This is a genomic window from Chitinophaga sp. 30R24, from assembly GCF_049056765.1.
Lineage (GTDB): Bacteria > Bacteroidota > Bacteroidia > Chitinophagales > Chitinophagaceae > Chitinophaga.
On the sequence record NZ_JBJGXX010000001.1, the window covers coordinates 1,003,810 to 1,030,250 of the forward strand.

Sequence of the window (26,441 nt, forward strand, 5' to 3'; positions counted from 1 at the left end):
CTTTTAAGCTGTTAGCTACCTGTTACTACAAGTCAAAATCCAATTCCATTTGTTCTGGCAACAGGCGGAATGATTTCCGGTGATAAGGCGTGTCGCCAAATTCCATTAAAGCATTCCGGTGCTGTTTTGTTGGATATCCTTTATTCAGATCCCATCCGAAATGAGGATATGAGGTATGTAATTCCCGCATATAATCATCTCTATAGGTTTTGGCCAGTATGGAAGCCGCCGCAATGGAGGCGTATTTGCCGTCTCCCTGTACGATACACGCATGCGGCGTATTGCCGTAAGTGTGAAAACGGTTACCATCTACTAAAATGAATTCAGGCTGCTGTTGCAACTGCTCCAGGGCCAAATGCATGGCCTTGAAGGAAGCGTTCAGTATATTTATCTTGTCTATTTCAATATTATCTACACTGGCTACGGCATAGCATATCGCCTTTTTCTCTATTACCTTTCTTAGCTTCTCCCGGTCTGAGGGCTTCATCTGCTTCGAATCATTGAGCAATGGATGTCTGAACTTTTTCGGTAAAATAACTGCCGCTGCAAACACAGGGCCTGCCAGACATCCTCTTCCGGCTTCATCGCAGCCAGCTTCTACTAGTAATTCCTGATAATAAGAAAGTAGCAAATCCAAATTTATTAAGCCGGGTAAAATTACAAGAATAAAGTTCACGGAACAAGGATTGCGGAATTTTGAGGAAATACCGCAGTATTTGTTCTAATCTTTTTTGAACAGATCCTTGAAATCTTGTTTAAGTGCTGTCCATTCTTTATCCGATTTTTTCATCAAGTCATCCGTAGTTGCCTTGGTGCTATCCCACTTGTCGGAAGAACTGTTTTTTACATCATCCAGTTTTTCATTCATCTCTATTTTCAGCTCATCCAGCTTTTTACGGGCTTCTTTACTTTTTTTGTCCCCTTTCTTTTTTAATTTTTCAGAAGCCCTGTCGATCTCCTTTATCCGTTCCTGTATGGCGTCTTCCGTTTGTTTCTTTTGTTCATCCAGCAGATTGCCGGTGTTATTAGCGGCAGCCTTAATGGCTTCCCCGGCCTGCTGCAAACTGTCTTTGATCTCCGTTTTCGTTTCTTTCTCTTTTCTGGTCTCGTGGCAAGCCATAAAGGCAGTGATACCTGCGAGCAACAATAACTTTTTCATAAGATTACAGTTTTTCTTACGTTAAAAATGTTGGCATAGCCTTCCGGCTGTCCCCCTTTATCAAAACATATTCCAGTTTTTTTGTTCATTTGTGGTCACATAAAAATATTTATCACATAAAGTCCCTTCCTGCGGTATTCCTCCACCGATTAACGAAAAAATAGCTAGGTTTGAGGTCCTTAAAACAAAACCTGACTTAATATGAGAAAAAAATTACTGGTTTTGCTCTTACTCTTTAGTGTCAGCATCAAATGGGCTAAAGCAGATGAGGGCATGTGGTTGCCTTATTTATTGGGGCAACAAACGTACAACGACATGGTGAAAAAAGGACTCAAGTTGACCAAGGAACAGTTGTACAGTATTAATAAAGCATCCCTGAAAGACGCCATTGTTATTTTCGGAGGCGGATGTACAGGTGAAATTGTCAGCAATGAGGGATTGATATTCACCAATCACCACTGTGGTTATGGAGCAATTGCTGCAGCCAGTACTGTAGAGCATAACTACCTGAAAAATGGCTTTTACGCTAAAAATAAACAGGAAGAAATAGCCTCTTCCCAACTGTCTGTTCAATTCCTGATAAGGGTGGAGGATGTAACGAAACAAGTGGAGGAAGAGCTGAAAGGACTCGATGGAGCTGCCCGTTTACAAAAGGAACAACAGGTTTATAATGATATTGCTGCTAAAACCACAGCTAACACTGATTACGAGGCGAAAGTAGTGCCTATGTTCAAAGGTAACCAGTACCTGCTGTTTGTATATGAGCGCTTTAAAGATGTTCGCCTGGTGGGTACCCCGCCTGAAAGTGTGGGTAAATTCGGCGGCGATACCGACAACTGGGAATGGCCCCGTCATACCGGCGATTTCTCTGTTTTTCGCGTATATGCCGGCAAAGATGGTAAACCAGCTCCCTATGCAGCCGATAACGTGCCCTTAAAGCCTAAACATTTCCTGCCCGTGTCTATCAAAGGGGTAAAGGAAAATGATTACGCGATGATCTTTGGCTATCCTGGTGGTACCAACCGTTATGAAACTTCTTATGGCATACAGCTGAAAACTTCTGTAGAAAATCCTTCCCTGGTAGACCTCCGCGATGTTAGGCTGAAAGCGATGTTTGAGCAAATGAAGAAAGATCCTGCGGTAAAACTGCAGCTGGCCTCTTCCTATGCTGGTATCGCTAATTACTGGAAATTTTTTGACGGTGAAACTAAACAATTGGAAAAACACGGTGTGCTGGCCGATAAACAAAAACAGGAAGCTGCTTTTGCCAAATGGGCACAGGACAAACCAGCGTTTGCCCATATCCTGAGCGACTACGCAGCAACATATAAAGCCTGGTCGCCTTATGCCAAACAACGGGTATACCTGAACGAAGGCATTCTGGGCTCGCCTGTAGCCGCTTTTGCCGGTACGCTCTCTGCTGTAGAGAAAGCTTTGGTTACCCCCGGCGCAGCTAAAGATGCCCTACAACACGCAGTAGAAGCAGCAGACAAAGCCCGTACCGCTTTCCTGGAAGGAGAAAATAAACCCAGCGACCAGAAAATATTGGCAGCGACCTGCCATATGTTCTATACAGACATACCTAAAGATCAACAACCCACTGCTTTCTACGATGCCCTCAAAGCGAAATACGGTAGCCTGGACGATGATAATACCTACCGTCTCTGGTCTGTTAATCTAATGGCTAATACCATCATTTTTGATAATGCCAGATGGAAAGCCTTTATAGCGAATCCGGATGCAGTAACCTTGCAGAATGATCCTGCTTTTGCTTATGCCAGCGCATTTATTAAGAATTATATTGGTAAATACCTGCCTTTATACAACCAGTTCAACACCAGAATCAACGATCTGGGCCGCGAATACCTGAAAGGCGTTATGCAGATGAGCCCTAATGCTAATAGGTATCCGGATGCTAATTTTACTATGCGTGTTACCTACGGACAGGTGAAACCATATTCTCCCCGCGATGCGGTATACTACGACTATGTAACTACCATGAAAGGTGTGATAGAGAAATATGTGCCTGGTGATTATGAATTTGATTTGCCGGAAAATTATCTGGACCTGTATAAGAAGAAAGACTTTGGTCAGTATAAAGACGCTAAACGCAATGATATTGTAGTGGGCTTTATTACTACCAACGATATTACTGGCGGCAACTCCGGTTCTCCGGTGATCAACGCTAATGGAGAACTGATTGGCCTGGCTTTCGATGGCAACTACGAAGCACTGAGCCATAAAATCCAGTTCGATTCTGACTATAACCGTACTATTTGCGTAGATGTACGTTATGTATTGTGGTGCATTGAGAAACTGGGAGGTGCAAAGAATATTATAGACGAGCTGAAACTGGTGAAATAACCGTAAGTAAGTTTTTAAATTAAAGAGGGAAACTGCCGGAAGGTGGTTTCCCTCTTTGTTTTTAACGTTTATGTACATACGTTTTATACTGCGTGTTGCCCGCATGAACTATGTAGAATAGTAAGGAATGCTTATTTATATAAAATTTTACGTGATACCATAATTCTTTTGATGTGATAACCTATATCTTTTTTTTAAAGAAAATAGATCGTAAATTTGCCTCCGTTTGAATACCGAAATATGCTGTTGCCAATAGGAGTTGCCAGTGCAATAGTGTTAACCCCGGTAAATTATTCATAATAGGGTTTGTGACCCCCCAAAAAAGCACCAATTAATATCATGACACGTTGTAAAATGTTTGTGGTAGCCCTTTTGCTGTTTGTAGCAGCAATAACGGCTTGTACCCCGGAACCGAAAAAGAATGCCGCTGAAGAAACTGTAGTAATAGGCAATGCAGGTAATTACCTGCTCATTAAGGGCCATGGTTTCAGCGAAAACAGCAATCAGAATAAGGTAACTTTTGGTAATGTGCCAGCACAGGTACTGCATGCCGATGCCAACTATTTGCTGGTGCAGGTACCAGTACAAAAGGCGGGTACTGTTCGCGTAGTAGTTGAAGTAGGTGCTTATGCATCTAATGCTATGTTGTTTGCCTACCACACAGGTTTGGTAGCAGCCAGTTTCTAATAGCGAGTACTAAACAACGAAAGGGTATCTCAATTGTTTGAGATACCCTTTCGTTGTTTAGTACTTTTAATATCGTAACCTGGCGAGGTGTGGTGTTAAATACCAGTTAGATGCAGAAATTGTTGATAGATGATATCGTTTGAATTGATGCTATTCCAATTTTTGTTATCCATCAGGGCCCACTCACTGTCATCAGGTGCAAGCACCTGGTTGTTTTCGCTGGCTTTTTCTTCGAGGGAAAATTGCAGTACCAGAATGCCATTTTCAAATAAGTTTACAAGCCCTTTACCTACAGTGTAGGTGAAGCTGTGTCCGCCCAGGCGTTGCAGGAAATTATTTTCCAGTTGCATAATAGATGCATCGGGGCAAGCCATACGTGTGCTTACGGCGGGCGCAAAGGAAAGAGTGTTATCGTTTAGAGTATATGTGCCGGAAAGATTATTGCAGCCGCCTTTGCCTTGATAGCGCTGTTTGTCGGTGTCGAATTCGATCCACACGCCGGATTTGCTAACAGTAGCATCATTCAGCCTGGTGAGTATCCACCGTTTGTCGCTGATATCGGACCATTGGGCAGCGGCTCCGGATGGGTCGTTATCGTCTTGTTCCAAGCGAAACTGTAGTATTGTTTTGCCATTGGAAAGCAGCCGCGCAGTGGCGCCAGATACGGTATATTGAAAAGAGTGATCGCCTAACTGTTTCATGAAGGCTGCTTCCTGTTGCATTACCTTCGTATCCGGACAAGCCATCATGGTGCCGGCAGTTTGAGAAAAAGTAATGCGGTTACCTTCAATAACATAGTTGCCCATCATGTTATTGCAGCCGCTTTTGCCGTGTATACGTTTATTATTGGCATCAAAGGCTACCCAGATATTACCATCTGAAATATTGGCGCCGTTTATATTGGTGAGCACCCACTTTTTATCGAAAGCGCTGCTGCTACTGGCGGCTACCTTCTTTTTCTCCAATATCTTATTCAGCGCGTATTTCACGGAAGCGGCATCTGCAGGAGGATTTTTAACGGTGGTAACACGTACCTGGAGTTTATACCGGTAACCAGGAATATATTTAAAACCACTGATACCAGTATATAAATTCGACCACTCTGTATCATTTACTCCCTTTATCTGTAGGCATTCCATGGAGGTTACGCCAGTGCAGGGCTCTTTGGCTTCTTTTACGTAGATCACCTGCATTTTAACAGGCTGTTGCTTGTTTTGAAGGGGGGAGGCAAAGGTAGTTACCAATGCGAATGCTAATTCCAACAACATAAAACAGCGTTTTAATACAACATTATTTTAACGTTAGCGGAAGCGATGAAATTTAGCTCCTGCTACTACCAGGTTTAGTTGCAAAAACACTGCCAGTCCGCTGTTCACCGGTTTTCCATCATTAATGGCTGCATTTTATTGATGTGTTGGATAATACTATTATAGTAAGCTTCTTTGTCTTTACCCGGGAAGCTGATCACGATAACATCATTGGCTTCCAGTAGGTCTAGTTTGCATCTGGAACTTACCACAAATTCCTCTGGGATATAGTAAAATATTTTGTTGGGAACCGGTACATTTTTATGATGGAATTTCTGCCGGGCCCGGTAAGTCAGCAGCCACCACAGATCCGTTTCTACAAAATCGAGCGATAGGCCAAAGATGTGTATATCCTGGATGAAGAACAGGTCGATCCATGAATGAAAATACACTTGCCTGGCGTGTATACGTCGCAGCAGAGACGGTTTGGGTACTTCTTTAGAGGCATAGATAGTGCCGCTTACCACGTAGTTACGCATTAATTGTAGTTGTCCTCCATAATGTTCAAAGCCCAGGTTGATACTCATTGGGTTCAGACAGTCGCCATGAATGTGCCAGTACGTGATATCATCTACCTGATATCTCCGGAAAATGCTATAAAATTTTTCGTTAATAATACTTGTGTTTTCGATAGGTGTGCCGCCTTCCAATGTAAATTCATAGTTAGTAGTGAGGATATGTTTGGGCTGCATGGTCCTAATGGCGCTGTGTATAGCATTGGCTTTTATCTCGGCGGCTTTCACTGCAATAAAAGCTTTTAAGTCTTTTTCCCTTATTTTCTGTTGTTTGCTGGCGGTTAAAAAGATTTGTTCATAGAGTAGTGGAAAGGGTTTTTTATCATCTATTTCAATACAATCACCTACATGACAGAAGGTGATGATATCCTGCAGTAAGTCTTTCCAGCTTTGTCCGCGGGAGATATTATTGATATCATTCCCAATTAATAAAACAAGGTTTTTCATAGTATTTTGTACACTTTAAGGGGTGATAGATCGGAAGGTGAGGTTAATCCTCCCGGCGCTGACTTTAGTTGTTTTGGGGACCTGGTGTTCCCAGTATTCCTGCAGAGAGCCTTTCATGACAAGTAAGGAGCCGTGCGTAAGTGCCAGTTCATATTTGAGCCGGTGGTTGCTTTTATATCGCAGCTGAAAGCGGCGGGTAGCACCAAAATTTACCGAGGCAATCACCGGATGTGGACCTAGTTCCGGTTCGTCGTCTGCATGCCAGCCCATTGAATCCTGGCCGTTCCGGTAAAGGTTGAGCAATACACTGTTGAAATGCGCGCTGCTAACAGGTGCAATACGCTGACGGATTTGCAACAGTTCGGGGGTCCAAGGCTCCGGGGAAAAGCGGTTACCGGAAAAACCGTAGCTACTTCCTGTATTGCCATACCAGGCCATTAACCGGGGAAATAATACCTTTCGGCCATATATGGTCATAGATTCCTGTTTCCACGCAATGGTATCTGTTAACACCTGCATGAAATGGTTACTTTCCGCCATTTGGAAGAATTGCGGATAAAAAAACAGCTCTCCGTTTAGTAGTGGAATATTCGCTGCATTCCCGTCATCAAAAAAGCTTCCCTGCACATTCATAACACAAATTTATGGCGGCACTACGCAATGTATATGTCAATTAACTATTGATCGGGCGTATTGTCTTTCCATTGCCAGAGGTAGCGGGAAGCGTGGGTGCGGTAAGGGGCCCATTGGGCGGAGATGTATAGTAGCTGTTCCCGGAAGGCTTTTTTATCTTCCCTATTCAATTTATACAGCTTAATCATCGCTTGTTGCAGCCCCCAGTCGTCGATCGCAAATATATCTTCGCGACCGAGGTAAGCAATTAACAGCATTTCTACTGTCCAGCGGCCTACCCCTTTAATTTGGGTAAGATAGGTAATGATATCGCTGTCGCTCATTTTTTTTAGCTTACTGTCTGTTAGTTTTTCCGCGATCACGAAGGCGGCTACGTTTTGTACGTAAGTTACCTTGGCATTAGAGAGCCCAATGCCACGAAGGGTAAGCGGGGGCGTATCCAGTATCTGTTGGGCAGTAGGCTCTTTGCCCCCGTATAATTCCAGGAAACGGGCGTAGATAACACTAGATACTTTTGTGGATAATTGCTGGCTCATGATAGAGCGGATCAGTTTAAGGCTGATATTTTTCTGTGCTGTTAGCTCCTGGAGCGGGCCAGTGATAATCGTTTTCAGCTTTTTGTCCTTGCTGAGATGAGTTATATAACTGGCCGGAGCGGGTTCCGGAGTAGCGGTAGATCTGGGCATAAACTTCTTTTTAGCATACTTCATATCTTCCGTTGCTCCGGAAATGGCTATGTTATCAGTAAGCGAACGGTTGCGTATAAATTACCTTTAACAGGGTTTGTCCTACTGCCTGTAACGTTTTCTGGTCTATCACATCCATGTTATCATTGGTAGTATGCCAATGCGGGGCAAAATCGTTGTTCGGCTGCAGGGCAATTATATCGAATGTGGGGATATTGGCGATTGTATTTACGGGGATATGATCATCTGTAATATAAGCGCCATTGTTTTCATAGCGGAAAAAATCGGAGTAGCCTAATTGGTTGGCAACATCCCAGAACATTTTCATTTGCGTGGCGGCATATTGTTTAGAAAAGCCTTCCATGTAGAACTGGGAGCCTCTGCCGCCCACCATGTCTAACAGGATACCATAATTGGCCTTATACCCAGGAACATGTGGGTGCTTGGCCCAGTATTGTGTTCCCAGGCAGAAAGAGGATTCGTCTGTTTTGGAGCCGTAATCTTCTACATCTACCAGCAAAATATCTACGCCGGCTTCTGGTTTTTGTTGATGGAATTGCCGGGCGGTTTCCATTAGTACGGCTACGCCGCTGGCGCCATCGTCTGCACCATCCAGCTTTGCATTTTTATTGAAAGCATCTTCATCTGCCCAAGGGCGCGTATCCCAATGGGCTAACAACAGTACCCGTTGCTTGGCGGCTGGGTTAAAGCTGGCGATAATGTTGATACAAGGAAGTTTTTCGCCTTTAGGACCAGTAACGGTGGTACGTTGTACGTATACCGTGTCTGCCCATTTGCGCAGGCTGCTAATTAACCAGTCGGCGCATTTTTCCTGTGCAGGAGTATTGGGGATACGGGGGCCAAAACTTACCTGTTTGGCGGTATAGGCATACGCGGAATCTGTAGAGAAGGCAGGTACTGGCACTTCTATTTTAGCGACTTTGCTTTCCCCTGTGCTGTCGCTACTGTTGTCTGTTGTTTTGGTATTCTGCTGACAGGCGCCGGCTATCAAGGCCAGCGCTGTCAGAGTGATGATTGCTTTACGCATTATCTTCCTTAATATTTGGTTATTGAAGACTGTAAGAAACCGTACCGTCTTTTTCGTCTTTCAGCTGGATGCCGATAGAGAGTAATTCGTTCCGGATTTTGTCGGAAGTAGCATAGTCCTTACGGCTTTTTGCTTCTTTCCGCATTTCAATTAGCATTTGTAAAACACCATCCAGTTTATTGTCGTCTCCACCAGCGCTTTCTTCCTGGATGCCCAATATTTCTACCAGATAGGTTTGCCAGGTCCTTTGCAACAGTTGGAAAGTATCTTCACTGATTTCGTGTATTTTAATCTGTCCGCCTTTGAGGGAATTGATCACCGGAGTGAGTTCAAACAGATTGGCGAGCACTTTTGCCGTGCTGAAGTCATCGTTCATGAATTCGGCACATTCCTGGCACCATTGACGTACTTGCCGGTCCAGTTCTTCGTTAATGGGTTGCCCGTTGCTGGCGTAGTTCAGCTTCTGTAGCGTTTCATAAGCTGCCCAGAGGCGTTGCAGTCCTTTTTCCGCTGCCTGTAAGGCTTCATTGGAGAAGTCCAGCGTACTGCGGTAATGTGTTTGCAGTACAAAGAAACGGATGGTCATTGGGCTGTAGGGCTTATCCAGCTGTGGATTGGAACCGGAAAACATCTCAGTGAGCTTAATGGTATTGCCATAGGCTTTTCCCATTTTACGGCCGTTGATGGTGATCATGTTGTTATGCATCCAGTAACGGGCCATCATTTCTCCATGGGCGACTTCACTTTGGGCGATTTCGCACTCGTGGTGTGGGAACTGAAGGTCCATGCCGCCGCCATGGATATCGAACTGGTCGCCCAGGTATTTGGCGCTCATTGCAGAGCATTCTATATGCCAACCAGGAAAACCTTCTCCCCAGGGACTGGGCCAGCGCATAATATGTTCTGGCGGCGCCTTTTTCCAGAGGGCGAAATCGGCTTTATTACGTTTCTCATCCTGTCCTTCCAGTTCGCGGGTGGTTTCCAGCATGTCTTCCAGTACCCGGCCGCTCAAAATACCATAATCGTAGCTGGCGGCATATTTTTTTACGTCGAAGTATACACTACCGTCTACTTCATAGGCGTAACCTTTTTCCATGATCGTTTTGATCATCTCTATCTGCTCTATAATATGGCCGGTAGCGGTAGGCTCAATGCTGGGCTCCAGGCAATTGAACTGGTGCATGGCCCAATGGTACAAGTTGGTATATTTTTGTACCAGTTCCATAGGCTCCAGCTTTTCCAGTACAGCAAATTTGGAAATCTTATCTTCCGCAGCACGGCCTTCTTCTTCGAAGTGGCCGGCATCGGTGATGTTGCGTACATAGCGCACCTTATAGCCCAGGTGTTTTAAATAACGGAATACTACATCGAAAGTAATGTAAGGGCGGGCATGACCCAGATGTGATTCTCCAGATACGGTAGGGCCGCACACATACATGCCTGCATGGCCTGCGTGCAATGGTGTAAATACTTCTTTCTGTCGGTGTAATGAATTGTATATCCTGAGTTCTGACATATGCGGTAATGACAGATGTCTTGCGGCTGTGCCGTAACAGACACCTTATTTTATTTTTTATTGATGGATGGCAAAGATAAATATTGTTTTCCTGGTACAGTAATCCTTCGGGAACAACATCGGTCAGCTATATAAAAATTAAATAATTTCATAATGGGTATAGTTATTTATTTACTTCTACTTCTGTTCTTTTATTGCCCAACAAGCTCAGGCTGGCAATTACAGGGTAATGGTCCGACAGATCAGAGTTTATTTTCCGGAAGCTGTTTACCTTAAAATGGGCGCTTACAAAAATATAATCAATACGCAGGGTAGGCGCCAGCCCGGTAAAAGTACGTCCTATTCCTAAACCTTTTTGTAAAAAGGCATCCTGGAGGTTGCCCTTAATGGTAAAATAAGTATAGGAGGCAGGTGTATCATTGAAGTCGCCGCATACTATCACCGGATAAGGGCTTTGCCGGATGAAATCTCCTACAATATCGGCTTGTTGACTGCGGCGGATATACGCTTCCCGCATTTTTTGCACGATGCTTTTGGTGGCTTTTAGGCCGGTGTCTTCCTGGTTTTTGATTTTCCGGATAGCGGAATAGTCTTTTTCATTAAAACGGTACGATTCCAGGTGCATATTGATGATACGAACAGTATCGTCATTCTTTATAATATCTGCATAGATCAAACTTTCGCTAAGCGGGCCTACGCTCATTTTTACCTTATCGGAAGCAATAATGGGATAGCGGGAATAAATAATAGATCCCCAATGCTGCATGCCGTTGCGGTTAAAATCGCTGGAGAAAAAGCGGTAGGGCAGCGACATTTCACGGGAAATATCCTCCCGGTTGTTGAAATCGTTTTTCTTTTCTGAGGTATAAAAATCTTGGAAGCAGGCAATGTCCAGGTCTTGTTTCCGGATCATGGCAAACATGGCCTGCCGGTTGTATTTACTGTCTTTTTCACGATAAAGCCCGAATTGGCTTACGTTGTAACTCATTACTGTAAGGCTGTTGCTGTTGTTAACAGGTTTATTACCAGCTGGCAGGTGAAAAGCCACAAAAGCGCTGATCGGTTTCCAGCCCAGCAACAAGGCCATCAGTGATAGCAGGGCATATCGATAATTGAAAAATAACCATCCCACCAGGAATACCACCAGTAGGCCCAACAAAAAGGGGAAAGCCAATGTAATAAAACTAATAGGCCAGAACCAGGCGGGTGAAATATATGGCGCTATACAGGCTGCCAGAAAAAGTAATACCACGACGAGGTTGATAATCAAAAAAAATCCTTTCGTAAATAATCTTAGAAATCGCACCGTGTCTTACTTTGTTGAAGTATTAAAGTTAGTGATTTTTCAATGACAGACAGGCTATTACCGGGCAAAGCATTTGAAAAGTGGCCGGAGCATGGGGAACAATGTAATTAGTGTTAATAAATTATAAGATAGCAGATAGGTTTTGACAGTAAAGCCTATTTGCTATCTTATAATCTGTATGCTTTATTTTGGAATATTTTTATTCTGGTTTGCTTGCTCTCAGCAGGGTTTCCCGTTCATCGGGAGATAAAGAAGAAAGCCCGTTTTCATTAATTTTATCAAGAATTTCGTTAAGCCGTTGCTCGGGAACTTTTCCAATTCTTCTAAACGGAGGTTGTTCCAGATCGGTAGCCGTTTTTTTCCTAAAATCATCCGGATTCACTTGTTGGGAAGTTGGATGAAACACATGTGTAAGTTTGAAGAGAACCCGGTTGAAACCTGCGCCCCAATCGTGGCCTTTTTTCCATTGGTACATATAAAGCCAGCCGGCAAAAGCGCCTCCTGCCAGCAGGGGCAGGTAAGTATGGCCATAAGTGGAAGAGGTCATTAAGGTGCCGGTGGAGAGGCCTACGAAGAGGAGGGTGATCATCCAAAGGGGAATACCGCCGCCCAGCAGTGGGAAGATGCGGTAACGGGGGGCCACGGTGGTAGCCCCAATGGCGATAGCCATTACACTGCCGGCAGCGCCCAAAAAGTATTCGTGGCCAGCCAGCGTATGAAAAGTGGGCATTAACCGCATACCGGCAACATAAATAAGGTTACTGCAGATACCGCCAAAAAGATACAGGGGCAATATCCGTTGGTGGCCCGCCAACTGCTGCATAATGCTACCAAAGCACCATAACCAAACCATATTTGTAAACAGAGGCCACACGCTGATTTGTGTAAATAGGGAGGTGATAAGCGTCCATGGCCGAACCAGCAATAGGGAAGGATCTGCAGGAAGCCTGAGCCAAGACATAATATCCTGATGGAATCTTGGCTCCCCAACGCCTTCCATCTTGTAAATAACAAGAGTGAAGTAGAGGAAAACAAAAATTGTCAGGTTCACCACTATTAGTTGTGTTACCATATTTCTTCCTTCTCCTAAAGAGAGGCGGGGCAATTTCTCTTTTTCCAACGCATGCATGGTACAAAGATTTAACGTTACAAATTTACGGGTTAATACAGTTGGATTAGTAAAAATCTGAGCGCTTTCTACTCCATCCTCGCAGGAGGAGGTAAGCAAAGAGCGCGCCACCCAAATGTGCAAAGTGTGCCACATTATCGCCTGCTGAATTCTGGATACCGGACCATAATTCGCCCAGGATAAGGAAGCCAACGATGTACTTGGCTTTTACCGGCACCAGGAAGTAGATGTACATATATGTATTCGGAAAGAGATATCCGAAGGCAAACAAAATACCATACACAGCTCCGGAAGCCCCCAATGTGGCGCCATTGCGATAAAGATGCACATAATCCCTCACGTAAAGCTTGGCAATATCTACAGCCCTGGGGTCGTTATTGGCCAGCGCATACTTGAGGCTTTCCATACTATCTATACCATTACCTAAGTCAAATTTACTATCTAATAGTGCAAAATTACTGTAGGTAGGGTCGTTCAGGAAGTGCTGTGCATACTTTGTCAGGTTCATGTTTTCATAGGTAAGTACGCCCATGTGGCAGAGGGCGGCCCCGAGGCCGCATACCAGATAAAATATAAGAAAGCGCTTAGGTCCCCAGATGTTTTCCAGCGTAGCGCCAAACATCCAGAGGGTAAACATATTGAAGAGTACATGGGTAATGTTCTTCGGATCGTGCAGAAACAGGTGCGTAATAAACTGATGGGGTTTGAATAGCTCAGACCCCCAGTAATGCAGGGCAAACAAACGGCCTAAGTCATAATCATATTTCTTGAGCAGCGTTACCTGCACTAACCAAACCAGGCCATTGATGATCATCAGGTTTTTGATCACCATGGGCAGGTATTGAAATTTTCCGGGCCTGTACTCGTTCATTTTTTGCTTAGTTATTAGCTCTTTTTTTCAACAGCACCACATTTTCGATATGGTGTGTGTGTGGAAACATATCAACTGGTTGTACCTTTTCCACAGTGTAAAGTACATCCAGTAATGCTAAATCTCGGGCTTGTGTGGCCGGATTACAGCTCACATATACAATTTTGGGTGCTGCTATTTCCAGCAGTTTATTCACCAGTTTTTCGTGCATGCCTGCCCGTGGAGGATCGGTAATAATTACGTCTGGCTGGCCATGATGGGCAAAAAAAGCATCATCACAAATATCGACCACATCGCCTGCAAAAAACGTTGCATTCTGTACGTTATTGCGGGCCGCGTTTTCCCGGGCGTCGTCGATAGCTTCCTTGATCAGCTCAATCCCCACTACCTTACGGGCATTGCGGGAAACAAAGATGCCAATGCTGCCGGTGCCGCAATATAAGTCGTATACAATTTCCGACCCGGTTAAGCCGGCAAACTCCCTGGTTACCTTATACAATACCTCTCCCTGGTATGTATTTGTTTGGAAAAAGGACTTAGGGCCTATTTTAAAAACGAAATCTTCCAGTTTCTCTTCTGCGTATCCTTTACCGAAATATACCTTTGGTTCGAGGCCGAAGATAGAGTCGTTGCCTTTAGGATTAATGGTATACAAGGCCGTAGTAATGGCCGGTACTGTTCTTAACAGATGGTCCAGCAAGGCTTCCCTGTTTTCCTTGTCTTCGTGATGTATCACCAGGTTTACCATAATCTCCCCGGTAGTACAAAGGCGGATGATCAGGTTACGTAACCAGCCCTGTTGCGCACGAATATCGTAAAATGTTAGTTCATGGGAAATAGCATATTCACGGATCGTATTGCGGATCAGGTTGGCCGGCTCCTGCATGAGGTAGCAGGTATCTATATTTAAAACTTTATCGAACAGTTTAGGTACGTGAAAGCCCAGAGCGGGCTTTACAGGTATTTCACCGTTATTGGCCTTGATTTCTTCATTGGTAAGGTAGGCTTTGTTGCTGAAGGTAAACTCCAGTTTATTACGGTAATATTCCGTATGCATGCTGCCCAGGATAGGGTCCATAGGTGGCAATGCCAACTTTCCTATCCGTTGCAGGTGGTCGGCCACCTGTTGTTGCTTATATTCCAGTTGCTGGCTGTAAGGCAGCATTTGCCATTTACAACCGCCGCAAACGCCAAAATGTTGGCAGAAAGGGGTGACTCTTTTGTCGGAAAAGCTATGGAAATGGATAGCTTTTCCTTCTGCCCAGTCTTTTTTATTCTTGGAAAGACGAACATCTACTACATCTCCGGGCACTACTCCGCCTTCAATAAATATAACTTTCCCGTCTCTCCGGGCCAGGGCCTTACCTTCTGCCGCGTAGGCAGTAACAGGTACATTTTCTAAGACAACGTTTTTTTTCCTCACGGCTGCAAAGGTAATTGGAAATGCTGAATCCTACATCGGAATTCATGTAATTGCCGTTTACCACACCGCTTTCCTTTTTTCCTTTTTTCCGCTTACATTTACATATTCCTTCGAAATTATATGCGTAAATTATCTTTACTACTGATAGCGGCCCTTTTAGGTCATTTTTCACTGCAGGCGCAGGGATACCAGATTTCCATAAAACTGAAAAATTTTACCGGGGGCAAGTTCTTCCTGGCCCATTACATGGGGAAATCCACCTATCTCGCAGACTCTGCAATGGTAACGCCCGATGGTGAAGTGGTGTTAAAAGGCAAGGAAAAACTGTTGCCTGGCATTTACCTGTTGGTATTGCCCGGAAAACAGCAGTATGTGGAAACCTTGATCGACCAACAACAGATTTTTAGTGTAAGCATTGACACCTCAGATCTTATTAATAAAACAATATATAAGAATAGTGCTGATAATGAGCTGTTTTTATCTTATAATAAATTTTTGGCCCAGCAAGAATCCCTGAGCAGGAACATACAGCAACAATTGCGTACTGCGCAAAATGCAGCCGACTCTGCTAAAGTAGCGCCCTTACAACAAGATCTGGGGAAGAGAATACAGGATTTCCGTACCAATTTTATTACCGCACATCCCGGAACAATCCTCAGTTCGATATTTTTGGCGATGAAAGAGCCGGAAGTACCTACGGAGCCCGCTAATAATACGGATTCTGCTTTTGGGTACCATTATTTTAAAGCACACTACTGGGATGAAGTAGACCTGCAAAGTGACCGTTTAGTGAGAACACCGATTCTGGAAGCTAAGTTAAAAAAATACTTTGCCCAGCTGGTGCCGGCTTACCCCGATTCTATTATCGCCGATTGTGATGCCGTGATTGCCCGCACCCGCAAAAGCAAAGAAGCGTTCAAATTTGTACTGTGGTGGCTTACCTATAATTATGAAACATCTCCTTACATGGGTATGGATGCTGTATTTGTGCATCTGGTAGAGAAATATTATGTACCGGGAGAAGCTTTCTGGTTAAACGATGAGCAACTGAATAAGATTGTAGACCGGGCTTATACCATGGCGCCCAACCTGATAGGTAAGCAGGCTGCCCCACTGGAATTCAAGGATTCTTCTGCTAATATGCTGTCTTTGTATAAAACGGTAGCTAAATATACAGTATTGGTTTTTTGGGACCCTACCTGTGGGCATTGTAAAATAGAAGTGCCCCGGTTAGATTCTGCCTGGAAGGCCAGTTGGAAAAGTAAAGGAGTGGCTATGGTAGGAATAAAAACAGAGGGTACCCGCGAACAGTGGCTGCAGTTTATTAAAGACAACCATCTCGATGGCTGGGTACACGGTACAGATCCGCAGGCCGCTACTAATTACAGAAGGCTATACGACGTTTACAGTACGCCTATGATCTACCTGCTTGATGATAAAAAGAAAATTGTTGCTAAAAGGTTGGCCGTAGAACAATTACAAGAGTTCCTGAACCACTCCGACCCTAAAAACGTAGCGGCGACATTGTAGAATAAGGAGTGTAGAATGTGGAATATGCTCCTCGCATATAGAACACGAGATAGGTTGTGCTTTACCGGTTTAAATGTGGTTGCTACCTCCCAAACTTATAATGCACAGGTTTATGCCTGCTTCTTTTGGCGTTTTCTGTAGTGAGATGCAAAAGTAATAGTTGATCTGTTTCATATAAATTAACGTAAAACCATCTAGTAATTTTGGGTGGTTTTTATTTTTATCAAAACCTTTATTACTTTAGTGTTATAGTAACCAGCTAGAGCAAATGCTGAATTTTTCCCCCAAATGACCAACATAGCAAATTTTATAATCCTTTTATTACCAAACCACAGATGAAATTTTTTACACTCCTATTCCCAACATTTTTTGTTGTTGTTATCTCCTGTGCCCAGGCAAGTTTAGGTATCCGTGCCGGCTTTGCAAGTGCTGGATTAGGATCTTCCGGTGGCAATGCTATTTCCCCCAATGCCCGGCTGGATAACTGGCAGGCAGGTGCTTATGCGGATGTCCCTTTATTTACAAGTGGCTATATTCAAATAGGTGTCAACTATCTTGTTAAGGGTGCAGAATTGGATCATCCTTTAACACATCCCCTTAATTTATTTACTTCCGGGGCTAGTAAATTAAAATTACAATACCTCGAACTGCCGGTAAACTTTGTATACAAACAGCCCGTGTCTTTCGGAAAGCTGATTATAGGCGCCGGTCCTTATGGAGCTTATTGTACACGTGCAGATTATAAATTATCAATTTTTAATGATGGTAGGTTGATACAATCTAGCTCGCAGCACCTGGATTTTGATTCGTCTCCCAATGTATTAGGTACTGATATGTCGCTACAGCGTTGGGATGCGGGGATCAACTTCATTGCAGGGTTGGAGCTGAAGTCTTTTCTGACGCTTGATTTTCATTATAGTCAAGGACTACTGGATATGAATAAATTATCCAACAATAAGTTAAAAAATAATTATTGGGGAATAACATTAGGGTTTCTATTTGACCGCGAAGACTGGTAAATTCCCTGAACTGATCAATATACTGAGAAGACTGCCTGCCGGCGGTCTTTTTTATTTTTTAAAAGGGGATAGGGGATAACGTTTTTGACCGCGTCTTATTTTCGAAAGGCACCACAATGCAGTGGTCTCGATCATTGGACAATTATAATTAAAAGTGTGACAGTTATAGGGATATGCCACTACGTATCTACGTAATGGCATTTTTTATGGGAATAAAGTAAAAAGGGAAAGACTTTCGTCCTTCCCTTTCACATATAATAAATTGGTGAATATGTTACATAATAGCGGCGACGGCGTCGCGTACCACTTTGGGTTTGCCCAGGGTATAATAATGCAGCACAGGCACGCCAAATGCTTTTAATTCTTTGGATTGTGCGATCAACCATTCTGTGCCCACTTGTTCTACTTCCTTGTCTGTTTTGCATTTCAGGATTTCAGAAGACAGATCGGTTGGAATATCTACATGGAAGATCCGGGGTAACATGGTCATTTGCTTCCTGGAAGTAAGGGGTTTCAGGCCCGGAACAATGGGAACAGTAATACCCATTTCGCGGCAGCGGGTCACGAAATCGAAAAACTTCTGGTTATCGAAAAACATTTGTGTTACAATGTAATCGGCTCCATTTTCCACTTTACGTTTCAGGTGGGAAAGGTCTGTTTGCAGGTTCGGCGCCTCAAAATGTTTTTCCGGATAACCGGCCACGCCGATACAGAAGTTGGTTTTTACTCCGCCTTGCAGATCGTCTTCCAGGTATACACCATTGTTCATGTGCTTTACCTGGTCCAGTAGCTCTATGGCATAGCTATGACCATGTGGATCGGGCTCAAAGAACGTTTCATTCTTAGGAGCATCCCCACGAAGAACCAGTACGTTGTCTATTCCCAGGAAATTCAGGTCTATTAAGGCATTTTCGGTTTCTTCACGGCTAAAACCGCCACAGATCAGGTGAGGTACTGCATCTACAGTGTAGTGATTCATGATGGCAGCGCAAATTCCCACTGTACCGGGGCGTTTGCGGATTTCCACCTTCTCAAAGGAGCCATCTGCCTTTTTCTTGAACATGTGTTCGCTGCGGTGGTAAGTAACATTAATAAATGCAGGCTTAAATTCCATCAGGGGGTCTAGGTGGTCGTAGATAGACTCTATGCTTTTCCCTTTCAGGGGGGGAAGTATCTCAAAAGAAATCAGGGTATCTTTAGCCTGGGCAATATGTTCAGTTACTTTCATAATAATTATAAGCTTAAAGGAATATGGCTATAGGTAAGCGGATTCCTGCGAAAATTATGCGGGCAAAAATAAGATATCCCCTTATTATAATCAGATCAATTTTAATCTTATGATAACTATAACTAGGCTAACTGAATGAATTGTTTATTTTTGCTAAGTTTGATCATATGGCACTAAGAATACATACAGACCAGCTGGTAAAGCGTTATGGCAACAGAACGGTAGTAAACCATGTATCTGTGGAAGTATCCCAAGGGGAGATTGTAGGGCTGTTGGGCCCTAACGGAGCGGGTAAAACCACCTCGTTCTATATGGTAGTGGGGCTTATTAAGCCGGATGAAGGCAATGTGTACCTGGATGGCCAGAATATTACCAAATTGCCCATGTTTAAACGGGCGCAGATGGGGATTGGCTACCTTCCGCAGGAGCCTTCCGTGTTCCGGAAATTAAGTGTGGAAGACAATATTGCCGCTGTACTGCAGATGACAAAGTTGAAAAAAGCAGCCCAAAAGGAAAAGTTAGAAAGCTTGTTGTCAGAGTTCAGGCTTACCCACGTGCGTAAAAGCCCAGGGGATGTATTGAGTGGAGGGGAACGGCGCCGTACCGAAATTGCCCGCGCCCTGGCGGTAGATCCCAAGTTTATACTACTGGATGAGCCGTTTGCCGGGATAGATCCTATTGCCGTAGAAGACATCCAATCTATTGTAGCTAAGCTGAAATACAAGAATATAGGTATATTAATTACTGATCATAACGTACAAGAAACGCTCTCCATTACAGACCGGGCGTATTTATTGTTTGAAGGCAAAATCCTCAAATCAGGTTCGGCAGAAGAGCTGGCAGAGGACGAACAGGTAAGAAAAGTGTATCTTGGCCAGAATTTCGTTCTGCGCCGTAAAGATTACCTGAGCGAAGCAGCAGCAAAACAATAAAAAAATCATTCTACAGCATCCTATATGAGAATTTTAAGTCCTGCAATATCACAACTGGCAAGATTGCGCATGGGTCGTATTGCTTATTTTATGCAATATCCTGTGCAAGTGCAGCAGCAGGTATTCCAAAACCTTATTAGTGCCGCGCAGTATACCGAATTCGGTAAGCAATACGGCTTTTCCAACATTTATAAGATAGAAGAATATAAGCAGCGCGTTCCTATTCATACTTACGACACCATTAAGCCCTATATCCAGCGCACAATGGAAGGTCAGCAGAATGTACTCTGGAATACGCCTATTAAGTGGTTTGCAAAATCGAGCGGTACTACCGCCGATAAGAGTAAGTTTATTCCGGTAACAGTAGAAAGCCTCGACGAATGCCACTACCGTTCCGGCCGGGATGTTATTTCCCTTTATTATAATAACTTCCCGGATTCTGATGTTTTTACCGGCAAATCGTTAGTGATTGGTGGAAGCCACCAGGTAAATAAGCTGTCGGAAAATAGCGATTCCTATTTCGGCGACCTCAGTGCGGTAATGTTGCAAAATATGCCGTTTTATGGTAATATGATCCGCACACCAGATCTTGAGATCGCGTTAATGGACGAATGGGAAGAAAAGATAGAGCGCATGGCCAATGCTGTGATCCACGAAAACGTGACCTCTATTGCAGGTGTACCTACCTGGACCATCGTGCTTATTAAACGGATCTTTGAACTAACGGGTACGGATAACCTGGCAGACGTATGGCCTAACATAGAGCTATATATGCATGGCGGGGTAAGCTTTACACCTTACCGCGAACAGTTTAAAAAACTGATCCGCAAACCCCTGATGCACTACCAGGAAACTTATAATGCTTCCGAAGGTTTTTTTGCTGCACAAGACGTAATAGGCGAAGACGGATTGTTGCTATTCCTCAACCATGGCATCTTTTATGAATTTATGCCCATGGAGGAATTGGATAAAGAAAACCCGCAAACCCTGCAACTGCAGGAAGTTGAGTTGGGTAAAAACTACGCCCTCGTGATCAGTACCAATGGCGGATTATGGCGCTATCTGGTAGGCGATACTATTCAGTTCACTTCGTTGATCCCTTACCGTATTAAAGTAAGTGGCAGAACGAAATCATTTATCAATGCCTTTGGGGAAGAAGTAATTGTAGAAAATTCCGATACAGCCGTCGCTAAAGCCTGTGAAGCTACCGGTGCTGTAGTGAACGACTATACGGCCGCCCCAGTTTATTTCAGCGACCATGGCAATGGTGGGCACGAATGGGTAGTGGAATTTTCTCAGTCGCCAGACAGTATACAACGTTTTACTGAAATAATGGATAGTACGCTGAAAGCTATCAACTCAGACTATGAGGCAAAACGATATAAGGATATTGCTTTACATATGCCGGTAGTGCATGTATTACCAGAAGGCACATTTTGTGAATTTTTGAAAAGCAAAGGCAAACTGGGCGGGCAGCATAAAGTTCCCCGGCTGAATAACGACCGTAAATACCTGGAAGAAATCCTGGATTTTGCCGTGAAGAATATGAATGCTTAAAACCTATCAACTATAACATGAAATTACTGGAGAACAAAGTAGCTATTGTAACAGGCGCCAGCCGTGGTATCGGGGAAGCTATTGCCTTGAAATTTGCAGCAGAAGGGGCAAGTATTGCTTTTACTTACTTGAGCTCAGATGAGAAAGCCCAAGCGCTGGAAGCTAAGCTTACCGCGTTGGGAGTGAAAGCAAAAGCCTATAAATCCAATGCAGGTGTTTATGAGGAATGTGAAACATTGGTAGCAGATGTATTGAAAGAATTCGGAAAAATTGATATCTGTGTGAATAATGCAGGTATTTCTAAAGATAACCTGCTGCTGCGCATGAGCCCTGACCAGTGGGATGAAGTAATGAATGTGAACCTGAAGAGCGTGTATAACATGACTAAACAGGTGATCCGGCCTATGATGAAAGCAAAAAGTGGCAGTATCATTAATATGAGCTCTGTTATTGGTATCATGGGTAATGCTGGCCAGAGCAGCTACGCCGCTTCTAAAGCAGGGATTATCGGATTTACCAAATCCATTGCTCAAGAGCTGGGCAGCCGCAATATCCGTTGTAATGCAGTAGCCCCAGGCTTTGTAGAAACAGATATGACCCACTATCTCAAGGAAGGAGAAGGCGCTGCTAATTATATCCAGCAGATTCCTCTGGGCCGTTTTGGTTCCCCGGAAGATATTGCTAACGTGAGCCTGTTCCTGGCATCAGACCTGAGTGGTTATGTAACCGGACAAACAATCAGTACCTGCGGCGGATTGTGCATGTAATATAAAAATAGCCAGGAAAGGTTAATTATCCCTGGCCTACATAATAAAGTGGCTGTATCGATGTATAGATACAGCCACTTTGTATTTTAGTGGCCCTAAGTAAACGCTCTTTCCATTTTTCCGGTACTGTTTTTTCATATTTGCACTGCCCGGCACTTTAAAATCAATGACTGGTCGTTGTTTTTTTGTGTATTAAGATAGAGCAGGTACTTTGAGGTGAAATTATCGAGTGGTAATTACCGGCTGCTGCAGTTCTGCCGACTGTCAACTAATTTATTAATTTTGCGCCCATGATCCATGTTTCGGAGTTTAAAGATTTGGCGCAGCTAACTATTCACAAGGTAGGCAATTCCTCTAATGATGAGCCCCTGCTTTGTTCAAAAGCGCCTTTGCAGCTGGAGGATGAAACGATCAGCCAGTTACTGCTTACTTATTTTATTCAGCCCTTTGCCAATACAGCAGAGTATTTCAGGTTCCGCCATGATGCAGATCTGCAATTGAATGAAATATTTCAATATTGTCGACGTATATTTACTGACCAAAATGAGTTCCAGGAGCAGTCGATAAACATTGCCAAACATCTATATAAACATTCCACCCATCCTAAAATAAAAGGAGGAGAGCTTTATATAGCCTACTTTAGCAATTGCCAGGTAGATGGTGAAGAAGTGGAGGCTATAGGCATTTTTAAGTCAGAGAATCGTGATACCTATTTGAAAGTATTTCTGTCGGACGAGAACTATCAGGTTAACTATGAAGATGGTATCAATATAAATAAGTTGGATAAAGGTTGTCTTGTTTTTAATACAGAAGAAGCGGAAGGCTTTAAGGTAAGTATTATAGACAGCAACAGTAAACAAACGGAGGCTGTGTACTGGAAGGATGCATTTTTACAGGTGCAACGCCGTGAAGATAGTTACCATCAAACAGAAACCGCTGTAGATATGTGTAAGCAATTTATACATAATAAACTACCAACGGAATATGAGATGAACAGGGTAGATCAGGTAGACCTGCTAAATAAATCTGCCGCTTATTTTAAAGAAAAAGAGCAATTCCAATTAGATGATTTTGCGAATGAAGTATTGGGCCACCCGGATGCCATTGCTTCTTTCAAGGAATATAGAAATGAATATGCGAACCATTTTCAACAAGATATTCCAGACGAGTTCGAGATATCTGCCCCTGCAGTGAAGAAACAGCAGAAAGTATTTAAGAGCATACTCAAATTGGATAAGAATTTTCATGTATATATTCATGGCAACCGCGAAATGATAGAACGTGGTTTTGATGAATCCACCAATCTGAACTACTATAAGCTATTGTTCGAAAACGAATCGTAGGGAGGTGTGGTTTAGGAGGAGGCCTTTGTGAGGTTGATTTTGTGAAGAGAGATATATCAAGTGTTTAATAATTTTCTCATAAGCAAAAACCAATTGTTAACAAAGGCTGCCTCTTCTGGGCGGCCTTTTAGTTTATACGATATTGGCCCAGGAGGCATAAAAAAAGACAACCGTTACGGTTGTCTTTTTTTATTTATTTGTCCTTTTCAGGATTATTGTTTTTGTTAGGATGATGAGGTTTGTGCTTATGCCTAGGTGGGCGTTTATCCTGTTTGCCCTGGCCTGTTTGTCCTGAAGAAGGGCCTTGTCCTTGTTGCTTAGGACCTTGTTGCCTGTTGCCAGCCTGTTGTTGCTGTTCGGGGCGTCCTTGTTGTTCGCGTCCTTGTTTAGGCTGGTTGCCAGGTTGTTTTTGTTGCTGTTGTGGGCGGCTTTCCTGTTTCGGTTTGCGCTCCTGCTGCTGTGGACGGTCTTGTTTCTGTGCTGCTTTGGGCGCTTCATTTTTTGGTTGGCCCTGGGCTTGTCTCTGTTCTGTCGCCTTCTGCTGTTTTTGTTTGTCTTTATCTTTCTGTTTGCGCTTCTGCACTGTTTTTTCGAGAGATTTCAGACTGATAAGGCCCACTACATCTGCATATCCCAGATCTGTTTCTTTAGGTTTGGCAGTTACCACTTCCACTGGTTTCAGGTCTTCTGGTTTAACACCCTGTCTGTTAAGCAGACGGATTTCCTTGGCCCTGGCAATAGTAAGCGGATATTGTTTGTTACTGCCTTCAAAAGAATACCACATCAGGCTTTTGAAGATGTCTCTTTTCTGGAGGTGGGCAACGCCGGCGGCTGTTTCTATGGTGTCGGCATCTTCCGGGAAGTCTTTTAAGGCATCCAGATAAGTATCCAGTTCATAGTTCAGGCAGCATTTTAGGCGGCCGCACTGGCCAGATAATTTTGCCTGGTTAATGGAAAGATTCTGGTACCTGGCAGCGGTGGTGTTTACGCTTTTGAAGTCAGATAGCCAGGTAGAACAACATAGTTCCCTGCCGCAACTACCGATACCGCCTACTTTTCCGGCTTCCTGCCGGGCTCCGATCTGGCGCATTTCTACTTTAGCCCTAAACTCGGAGGCATATACTTTGATTAATTCTCTAAAATCAACGCGATCATCAGCAGTATAAAAGAAGGTGGCTTTGCGGCCATCTGCCTGAATTTCTACTTCTGCCAGCTTCATTTCCAGACCCAGGTTGCGGGCTAGGGCTCTTGATTTGATAAGGGCTTCCTTTTCACGGGCCTTATTATCCATCATTCGCTGGAGATCATCGTTAGTTGAACGGCGTAAGACTTTTTTTACTTCGGGTGTATCTTCTGCTCGTCGCTTTTTCATTTGTAGTTTTACCAATTCGCCAGTGAGGCTAACCGTGCCAACGTCAAAACCGCTAACACCTTCTACAGTTACCATTTCTCCTTTATCAAAGAGCTGTTTGGTAACATTGCGGAAAAAGTCTTTACGACTGCCATTGTTAAAACTTACTTCTATAATGTCAAATGGTGCTAAGCTATCACCAAGGGGAATATTGGACAACCAGTCAAAAACATTCAGTCTGTTACAACCTCCTGTGCTGCATCCTCCATTACTCTTGCATCCTGACGGCTTCCCATCCACACCCGTACCACATCCGGCACAAGCCATATTATTAATTAGTTTAAATTTTATAAATAAGCATTTCAGGTTATTCCAGTTCTTCAAAATACGTTTTTCCTTTCAGAAAAACAAAAGGCCGGAAGTAACAAAGATAGGGGAAAAGGAGCTGATAAGCTCCATTGGGGCGAATGCTTATTACATTACTGGTAAAGGTTTCTTTTTAAATATATATTGCAACTTGATGGACAGTGCATGAAAAAGCATTTTTCCATTGGCATTCCGTTCTATGTAATAACTGGCGTTATTCAAAATCTCCATAATTTCCTGCATCTGATCGAGGTTAGCGAGTTTGGCCAGTTTGCCGGCAAAGTCCATTTCTTCCAGAGAGAAGGCGAGCAACGTCTTATCAAGATATTGCAGGCGGATGGTATGTTCCAGCAAATTGATAAAATACCGGAGGAATTGCTTTTGGTTTTCCCGGCCGGTTTTGGCGCTGGAAATGTTTTCTATCCATTCCTGCAGGGCTACACGGTTACCGGTGAACAGGTGATTGAGCCAGTTCCGGAGTAGCTCATGGTAATCATCGTCGGAATGTTGCAACAGGAACAAGGCCTCACGGTAATTGCCGGCTGTAATGGTAGCTACCTGTTGAGCTTTGGCCGCTGGTATGTTATTCCTGGTTTCCAGGGCCAGTACCATATCTTCCTTCGCCAAAGCATTCACTTTTATCAGGTGGGTTCTGGATAAAATAGTAGCCAGTATCTGTTCCTGGTTTTCTGCGATCAGGATAAAGAGGGTATTTTTAGGCGGTTCTTCAATCAGCTTTAAAAGACGGTTCCCTTCATTGCCCAGATACTCTGGCATCCACATCACGAGAATCTTATACCCGCTCTCAAAACTTTTTAGATTCAGTTTATGGATAATATCCTGGCATTCAGATGCGGTGATGTTTCCCTGTTTGTTTTCCGCGCCGATAAACTGTAGCCAGTCATAGGCATTGCCATAAGGGTGTGTGGTCACAAATTCGCGCCATTCGCCGATGTAGTCTGTGCTTACCGGTTTATCTCCTGCCTTTCTCGGAATTACCGGATAGGAATAATGTATATCCGGATGAATAAACTGAGATGCCTTTACGCAGGCGGCACATTGCCCGCAAGCGTCTTTTTCCTGTTTGTTTTCACAAACAAGGTATTGGGTAAAGGCCAACCCCAGCGGTAAACCGCCTGCTCCTTCCGGAGCGAGTAGTATCATTGCATGGCTAAGCCGGTTATGCTGAACGGATTGAATAAGCTGTTGTTTCACCTCCGCCTGTCCTATAATATCAGAAAATAGCATGGGTGCAAG

At 43.8% G+C, this 26,441-nt stretch carries 23 protein-coding genes; 8 read left to right on the forward strand and 15 right to left on the reverse strand.

All coding sequences use genetic code 11. The features are described from left to right. Nucleotides 1-25: 25 nt before the first annotated feature. Nucleotides 26-631, reverse strand: a complete 606-nt coding sequence (locus tag ACDQ55_RS04150) for a ribonuclease HII (RefSeq protein ID WP_420979873.1) — start codon at nt 629-631, stop codon at nt 26-28. A 90-nt stretch (nt 632-721) separates the two neighbouring features. Continuing rightward, on the reverse strand, nt 722-1,159 hold the full coding sequence (locus ACDQ55_RS04155) for a hypothetical protein (RefSeq protein WP_420979874.1): 438 nt from the start codon (nt 1,157-1,159) through the stop codon (nt 722-724). Between the two features lie 201 nt (nt 1,160-1,360). On the opposite strand from ACDQ55_RS04155, the gene ACDQ55_RS04160 reads away from it, so the two are divergent. After that, nucleotides 1,361-3,523: a S46 family peptidase gene (locus tag ACDQ55_RS04160; protein WP_420979875.1), complete on the forward strand. Its 2,163-nt coding sequence runs from the start codon at nt 1,361-1,363 to the stop codon at nt 3,521-3,523. Between the two features lie 339 nt (nt 3,524-3,862). Continuing rightward, nucleotides 3,863-4,210 carry an IPT/TIG domain-containing protein gene (locus ACDQ55_RS04165; RefSeq protein ID WP_420979877.1) on the forward strand — a complete coding sequence of 116 codons (348 nt, stop codon included), beginning with the start codon at nt 3,863-3,865 and terminating at the stop codon, nt 4,208-4,210. A 95-nt stretch (nt 4,211-4,305) separates the two neighbouring features. On the opposite strand, the gene ACDQ55_RS04170 is transcribed toward ACDQ55_RS04165, so the two are convergent. From ACDQ55_RS04170 to rlmD, 10 genes are all read right to left on the reverse strand, one after another. Further along, the gene (locus tag ACDQ55_RS04170; protein WP_420979878.1) at nt 4,306-5,478 is read right to left on the reverse strand and encodes an META domain-containing protein; all 1,173 of its coding nucleotides are present in this window, start codon (nt 5,476-5,478) and stop codon (nt 4,306-4,308) included. A gap of 104 nt (nt 5,479-5,582) precedes the next feature. Next, nucleotides 5,583-6,479, reverse strand: a complete 897-nt coding sequence (locus tag ACDQ55_RS04175; RefSeq protein ID WP_420979879.1) for a hypothetical protein — start codon at nt 6,477-6,479, stop codon at nt 5,583-5,585. A 15-nt stretch (nt 6,480-6,494) separates the two neighbouring features. Beyond that, nucleotides 6,495-7,112, reverse strand: a complete 618-nt coding sequence (locus ACDQ55_RS04180) for an alpha-ketoglutarate-dependent dioxygenase AlkB family protein (protein WP_420979881.1) — start codon at nt 7,110-7,112, stop codon at nt 6,495-6,497. Between the two features lie 44 nt (nt 7,113-7,156). Next, entirely contained in the window at nt 7,157-7,798 is a 642-nt protein-coding gene (locus tag ACDQ55_RS04185) for a DNA-3-methyladenine glycosylase family protein (RefSeq protein WP_420979882.1), read from the reverse strand. A 55-nt stretch (nt 7,799-7,853) separates the two neighbouring features. Further along, complete coding sequence (locus ACDQ55_RS04190; RefSeq protein ID WP_420979883.1) at nt 7,854-8,846, reverse strand: M28 family peptidase; 993 nt, start codon at nt 8,844-8,846, stop codon at nt 7,854-7,856. Between the two features lie 19 nt (nt 8,847-8,865). Next, on the reverse strand, nt 8,866-10,362 hold the full coding sequence (gene cysS, locus ACDQ55_RS04195; RefSeq protein WP_420979884.1) for a cysteine--tRNA ligase: 1,497 nt from the start codon (nt 10,360-10,362) through the stop codon (nt 8,866-8,868). Nucleotides 10,363-10,525: 163 nt separating this feature from the next. Further along, complete coding sequence (locus ACDQ55_RS04200; protein ID WP_420979886.1) at nt 10,526-11,614, reverse strand: endonuclease/exonuclease/phosphatase family protein; 1,089 nt, start codon at nt 11,612-11,614, stop codon at nt 10,526-10,528. 253 nt (nt 11,615-11,867) lie between these two features. After that, the gene (locus tag ACDQ55_RS04205) at nt 11,868-12,797 is read right to left on the reverse strand and encodes a rhomboid family intramembrane serine protease (protein ID WP_420979887.1); all 930 of its coding nucleotides are present in this window, start codon (nt 12,795-12,797) and stop codon (nt 11,868-11,870) included. A 46-nt stretch (nt 12,798-12,843) separates the two neighbouring features. Continuing rightward, the gene (locus ACDQ55_RS04210) at nt 12,844-13,668 is read right to left on the reverse strand and encodes a rhomboid family intramembrane serine protease (RefSeq protein ID WP_420979888.1); all 825 of its coding nucleotides are present in this window, start codon (nt 13,666-13,668) and stop codon (nt 12,844-12,846) included. A 7-nt stretch (nt 13,669-13,675) separates the two neighbouring features. Then, nucleotides 13,676-15,091, reverse strand: a complete 1,416-nt coding sequence (gene rlmD, locus ACDQ55_RS04215; protein ID WP_420979889.1) for a 23S rRNA (uracil(1939)-C(5))-methyltransferase RlmD — start codon at nt 15,089-15,091, stop codon at nt 13,676-13,678. Nucleotides 15,092-15,211: 120 nt separating this feature from the next. Between rlmD and ACDQ55_RS04220 the strand changes: the two genes are divergently transcribed. Continuing rightward, on the forward strand, nt 15,212-16,621 hold the full coding sequence (locus tag ACDQ55_RS04220; protein WP_420979890.1) for a thioredoxin-like domain-containing protein: 1,410 nt from the start codon (nt 15,212-15,214) through the stop codon (nt 16,619-16,621). Between the two features lie 335 nt (nt 16,622-16,956). Beyond that, nucleotides 16,957-17,640: an outer membrane beta-barrel protein gene (locus ACDQ55_RS04225; protein WP_420979891.1), complete on the forward strand. Its 684-nt coding sequence runs from the start codon at nt 16,957-16,959 to the stop codon at nt 17,638-17,640. A gap of 274 nt (nt 17,641-17,914) precedes the next feature. On the opposite strand, the gene metF is transcribed toward ACDQ55_RS04225, so the two are convergent. Then, nucleotides 17,915-18,868, reverse strand: a complete 954-nt coding sequence (gene metF, locus ACDQ55_RS04230; RefSeq protein ID WP_420979892.1) for a methylenetetrahydrofolate reductase [NAD(P)H] — start codon at nt 18,866-18,868, stop codon at nt 17,915-17,917. Between the two features lie 167 nt (nt 18,869-19,035). On the opposite strand from metF, the gene lptB reads away from it, so the two are divergent. The 4 genes from lptB to ACDQ55_RS04250 all read left to right on the forward strand — a co-directional run bounded on the left by lptB (nt 19,036) and on the right by ACDQ55_RS04250 (nt 23,467). Then, nucleotides 19,036-19,800, forward strand: a complete 765-nt coding sequence (gene lptB / locus ACDQ55_RS04235) for an LPS export ABC transporter ATP-binding protein (RefSeq protein WP_420979893.1) — start codon at nt 19,036-19,038, stop codon at nt 19,798-19,800. A gap of 24 nt (nt 19,801-19,824) precedes the next feature. After that, nucleotides 19,825-21,357: a GH3 auxin-responsive promoter family protein gene (locus ACDQ55_RS04240; protein WP_420979894.1), complete on the forward strand. Its 1,533-nt coding sequence runs from the start codon at nt 19,825-19,827 to the stop codon at nt 21,355-21,357. Between the two features lie 17 nt (nt 21,358-21,374). Beyond that, complete coding sequence (gene fabG, locus ACDQ55_RS04245; RefSeq protein ID WP_420979895.1) at nt 21,375-22,124, forward strand: 3-oxoacyl-[acyl-carrier-protein] reductase; 750 nt, start codon at nt 21,375-21,377, stop codon at nt 22,122-22,124. A gap of 290 nt (nt 22,125-22,414) precedes the next feature. Continuing rightward, nucleotides 22,415-23,467, forward strand: a complete 1,053-nt coding sequence (locus tag ACDQ55_RS04250) for a nucleoid-associated protein (RefSeq protein ID WP_420979896.1) — start codon at nt 22,415-22,417, stop codon at nt 23,465-23,467. Between the two features lie 193 nt (nt 23,468-23,660). Here the strand turns inward: ACDQ55_RS04250 and ACDQ55_RS04255 are convergent, their stop codons facing one another. Then, nucleotides 23,661-25,145 carry a PSP1 domain-containing protein gene (locus ACDQ55_RS04255; RefSeq protein WP_420979897.1) on the reverse strand — a complete coding sequence of 495 codons (1,485 nt, stop codon included), beginning with the start codon at nt 25,143-25,145 and terminating at the stop codon, nt 23,661-23,663. A 147-nt stretch (nt 25,146-25,292) separates the two neighbouring features. Continuing rightward, a complete protein-coding gene (locus ACDQ55_RS04260; RefSeq protein ID WP_420979898.1) occupies nt 25,293-26,432 on the reverse strand; it encodes an ATP-binding protein in 1,140 nt (379 codons plus the stop codon). Nucleotides 26,433-26,441 lie beyond the last annotated feature (9 nt).

Bases quoted from the DNA above. Each gene is read 5' to 3' on its own strand.
- metF (WP_420979892.1), bottom strand. From the start codon at position 18,868: ATGAAAGTAACTGAACATATTGCCCAGGCTAAAGATACCCTGATTTCT.
- ACDQ55_RS04190 (WP_420979883.1), bottom strand. From the start codon at position 8,846: ATGCGTAAAGCAATCATCACTCTGACAGCGCTGGCCTTGATAGCCGGC.
- lptB (WP_420979893.1), top strand. From the start codon at position 19,036: ATGGCACTAAGAATACATACAGACCAGCTGGTAAAGCGTTATGGCAAC.
- ACDQ55_RS04155 (WP_420979874.1), bottom strand. From the start codon at position 1,159: ATGAAAAAGTTATTGTTGCTCGCAGGTATCACTGCCTTTATGGCTTGC.
- ACDQ55_RS04210 (WP_420979888.1), bottom strand. From the start codon at position 13,668: ATGAACGAGTACAGGCCCGGAAAATTTCAATACCTGCCCATGGTGATC.
- fabG (WP_420979895.1), top strand. From the start codon at position 21,375: ATGAAATTACTGGAGAACAAAGTAGCTATTGTAACAGGCGCCAGCCGT.
- ACDQ55_RS04185 (WP_420979882.1), bottom strand. From the start codon at position 7,798: ATGCCCAGATCTACCGCTACTCCGGAACCCGCTCCGGCCAGTTATATA.
- ACDQ55_RS04205 (WP_420979887.1), bottom strand. From the start codon at position 12,797: ATGCATGCGTTGGAAAAAGAGAAATTGCCCCGCCTCTCTTTAGGAGAA.
- ACDQ55_RS04240 (WP_420979894.1), top strand. From the start codon at position 19,825: ATGAGAATTTTAAGTCCTGCAATATCACAACTGGCAAGATTGCGCATG.
- ACDQ55_RS04170 (WP_420979878.1), bottom strand. From the start codon at position 5,478: ATGTTGTTGGAATTAGCATTCGCATTGGTAACTACCTTTGCCTCCCCC.
- ACDQ55_RS04255 (WP_420979897.1), bottom strand. From the start codon at position 25,145: ATGGCTTGTGCCGGATGTGGTACGGGTGTGGATGGGAAGCCGTCAGGA.
- ACDQ55_RS04165 (WP_420979877.1), top strand. From the start codon at position 3,863: ATGACACGTTGTAAAATGTTTGTGGTAGCCCTTTTGCTGTTTGTAGCA.
- cysS (WP_420979884.1), bottom strand. From the start codon at position 10,362: ATGTCAGAACTCAGGATATACAATTCATTACACCGACAGAAAGAAGTA.
- ACDQ55_RS04225 (WP_420979891.1), top strand. From the start codon at position 16,957: ATGAAATTTTTTACACTCCTATTCCCAACATTTTTTGTTGTTGTTATC.
- ACDQ55_RS04175 (WP_420979879.1), bottom strand. From the start codon at position 6,479: ATGAAAAACCTTGTTTTATTAATTGGGAATGATATCAATAATATCTCC.
- ACDQ55_RS04160 (WP_420979875.1), top strand. From the start codon at position 1,361: ATGAGAAAAAAATTACTGGTTTTGCTCTTACTCTTTAGTGTCAGCATC.
- ACDQ55_RS04220 (WP_420979890.1), top strand. From the start codon at position 15,212: ATGCGTAAATTATCTTTACTACTGATAGCGGCCCTTTTAGGTCATTTT.
- ACDQ55_RS04260 (WP_420979898.1), bottom strand. From the start codon at position 26,432: ATGCTATTTTCTGATATTATAGGACAGGCGGAGGTGAAACAACAGCTT.
- ACDQ55_RS04250 (WP_420979896.1), top strand. From the start codon at position 22,415: ATGATCCATGTTTCGGAGTTTAAAGATTTGGCGCAGCTAACTATTCAC.
- ACDQ55_RS04180 (WP_420979881.1), bottom strand. From the start codon at position 7,112: ATGAATGTGCAGGGAAGCTTTTTTGATGACGGGAATGCAGCGAATATT.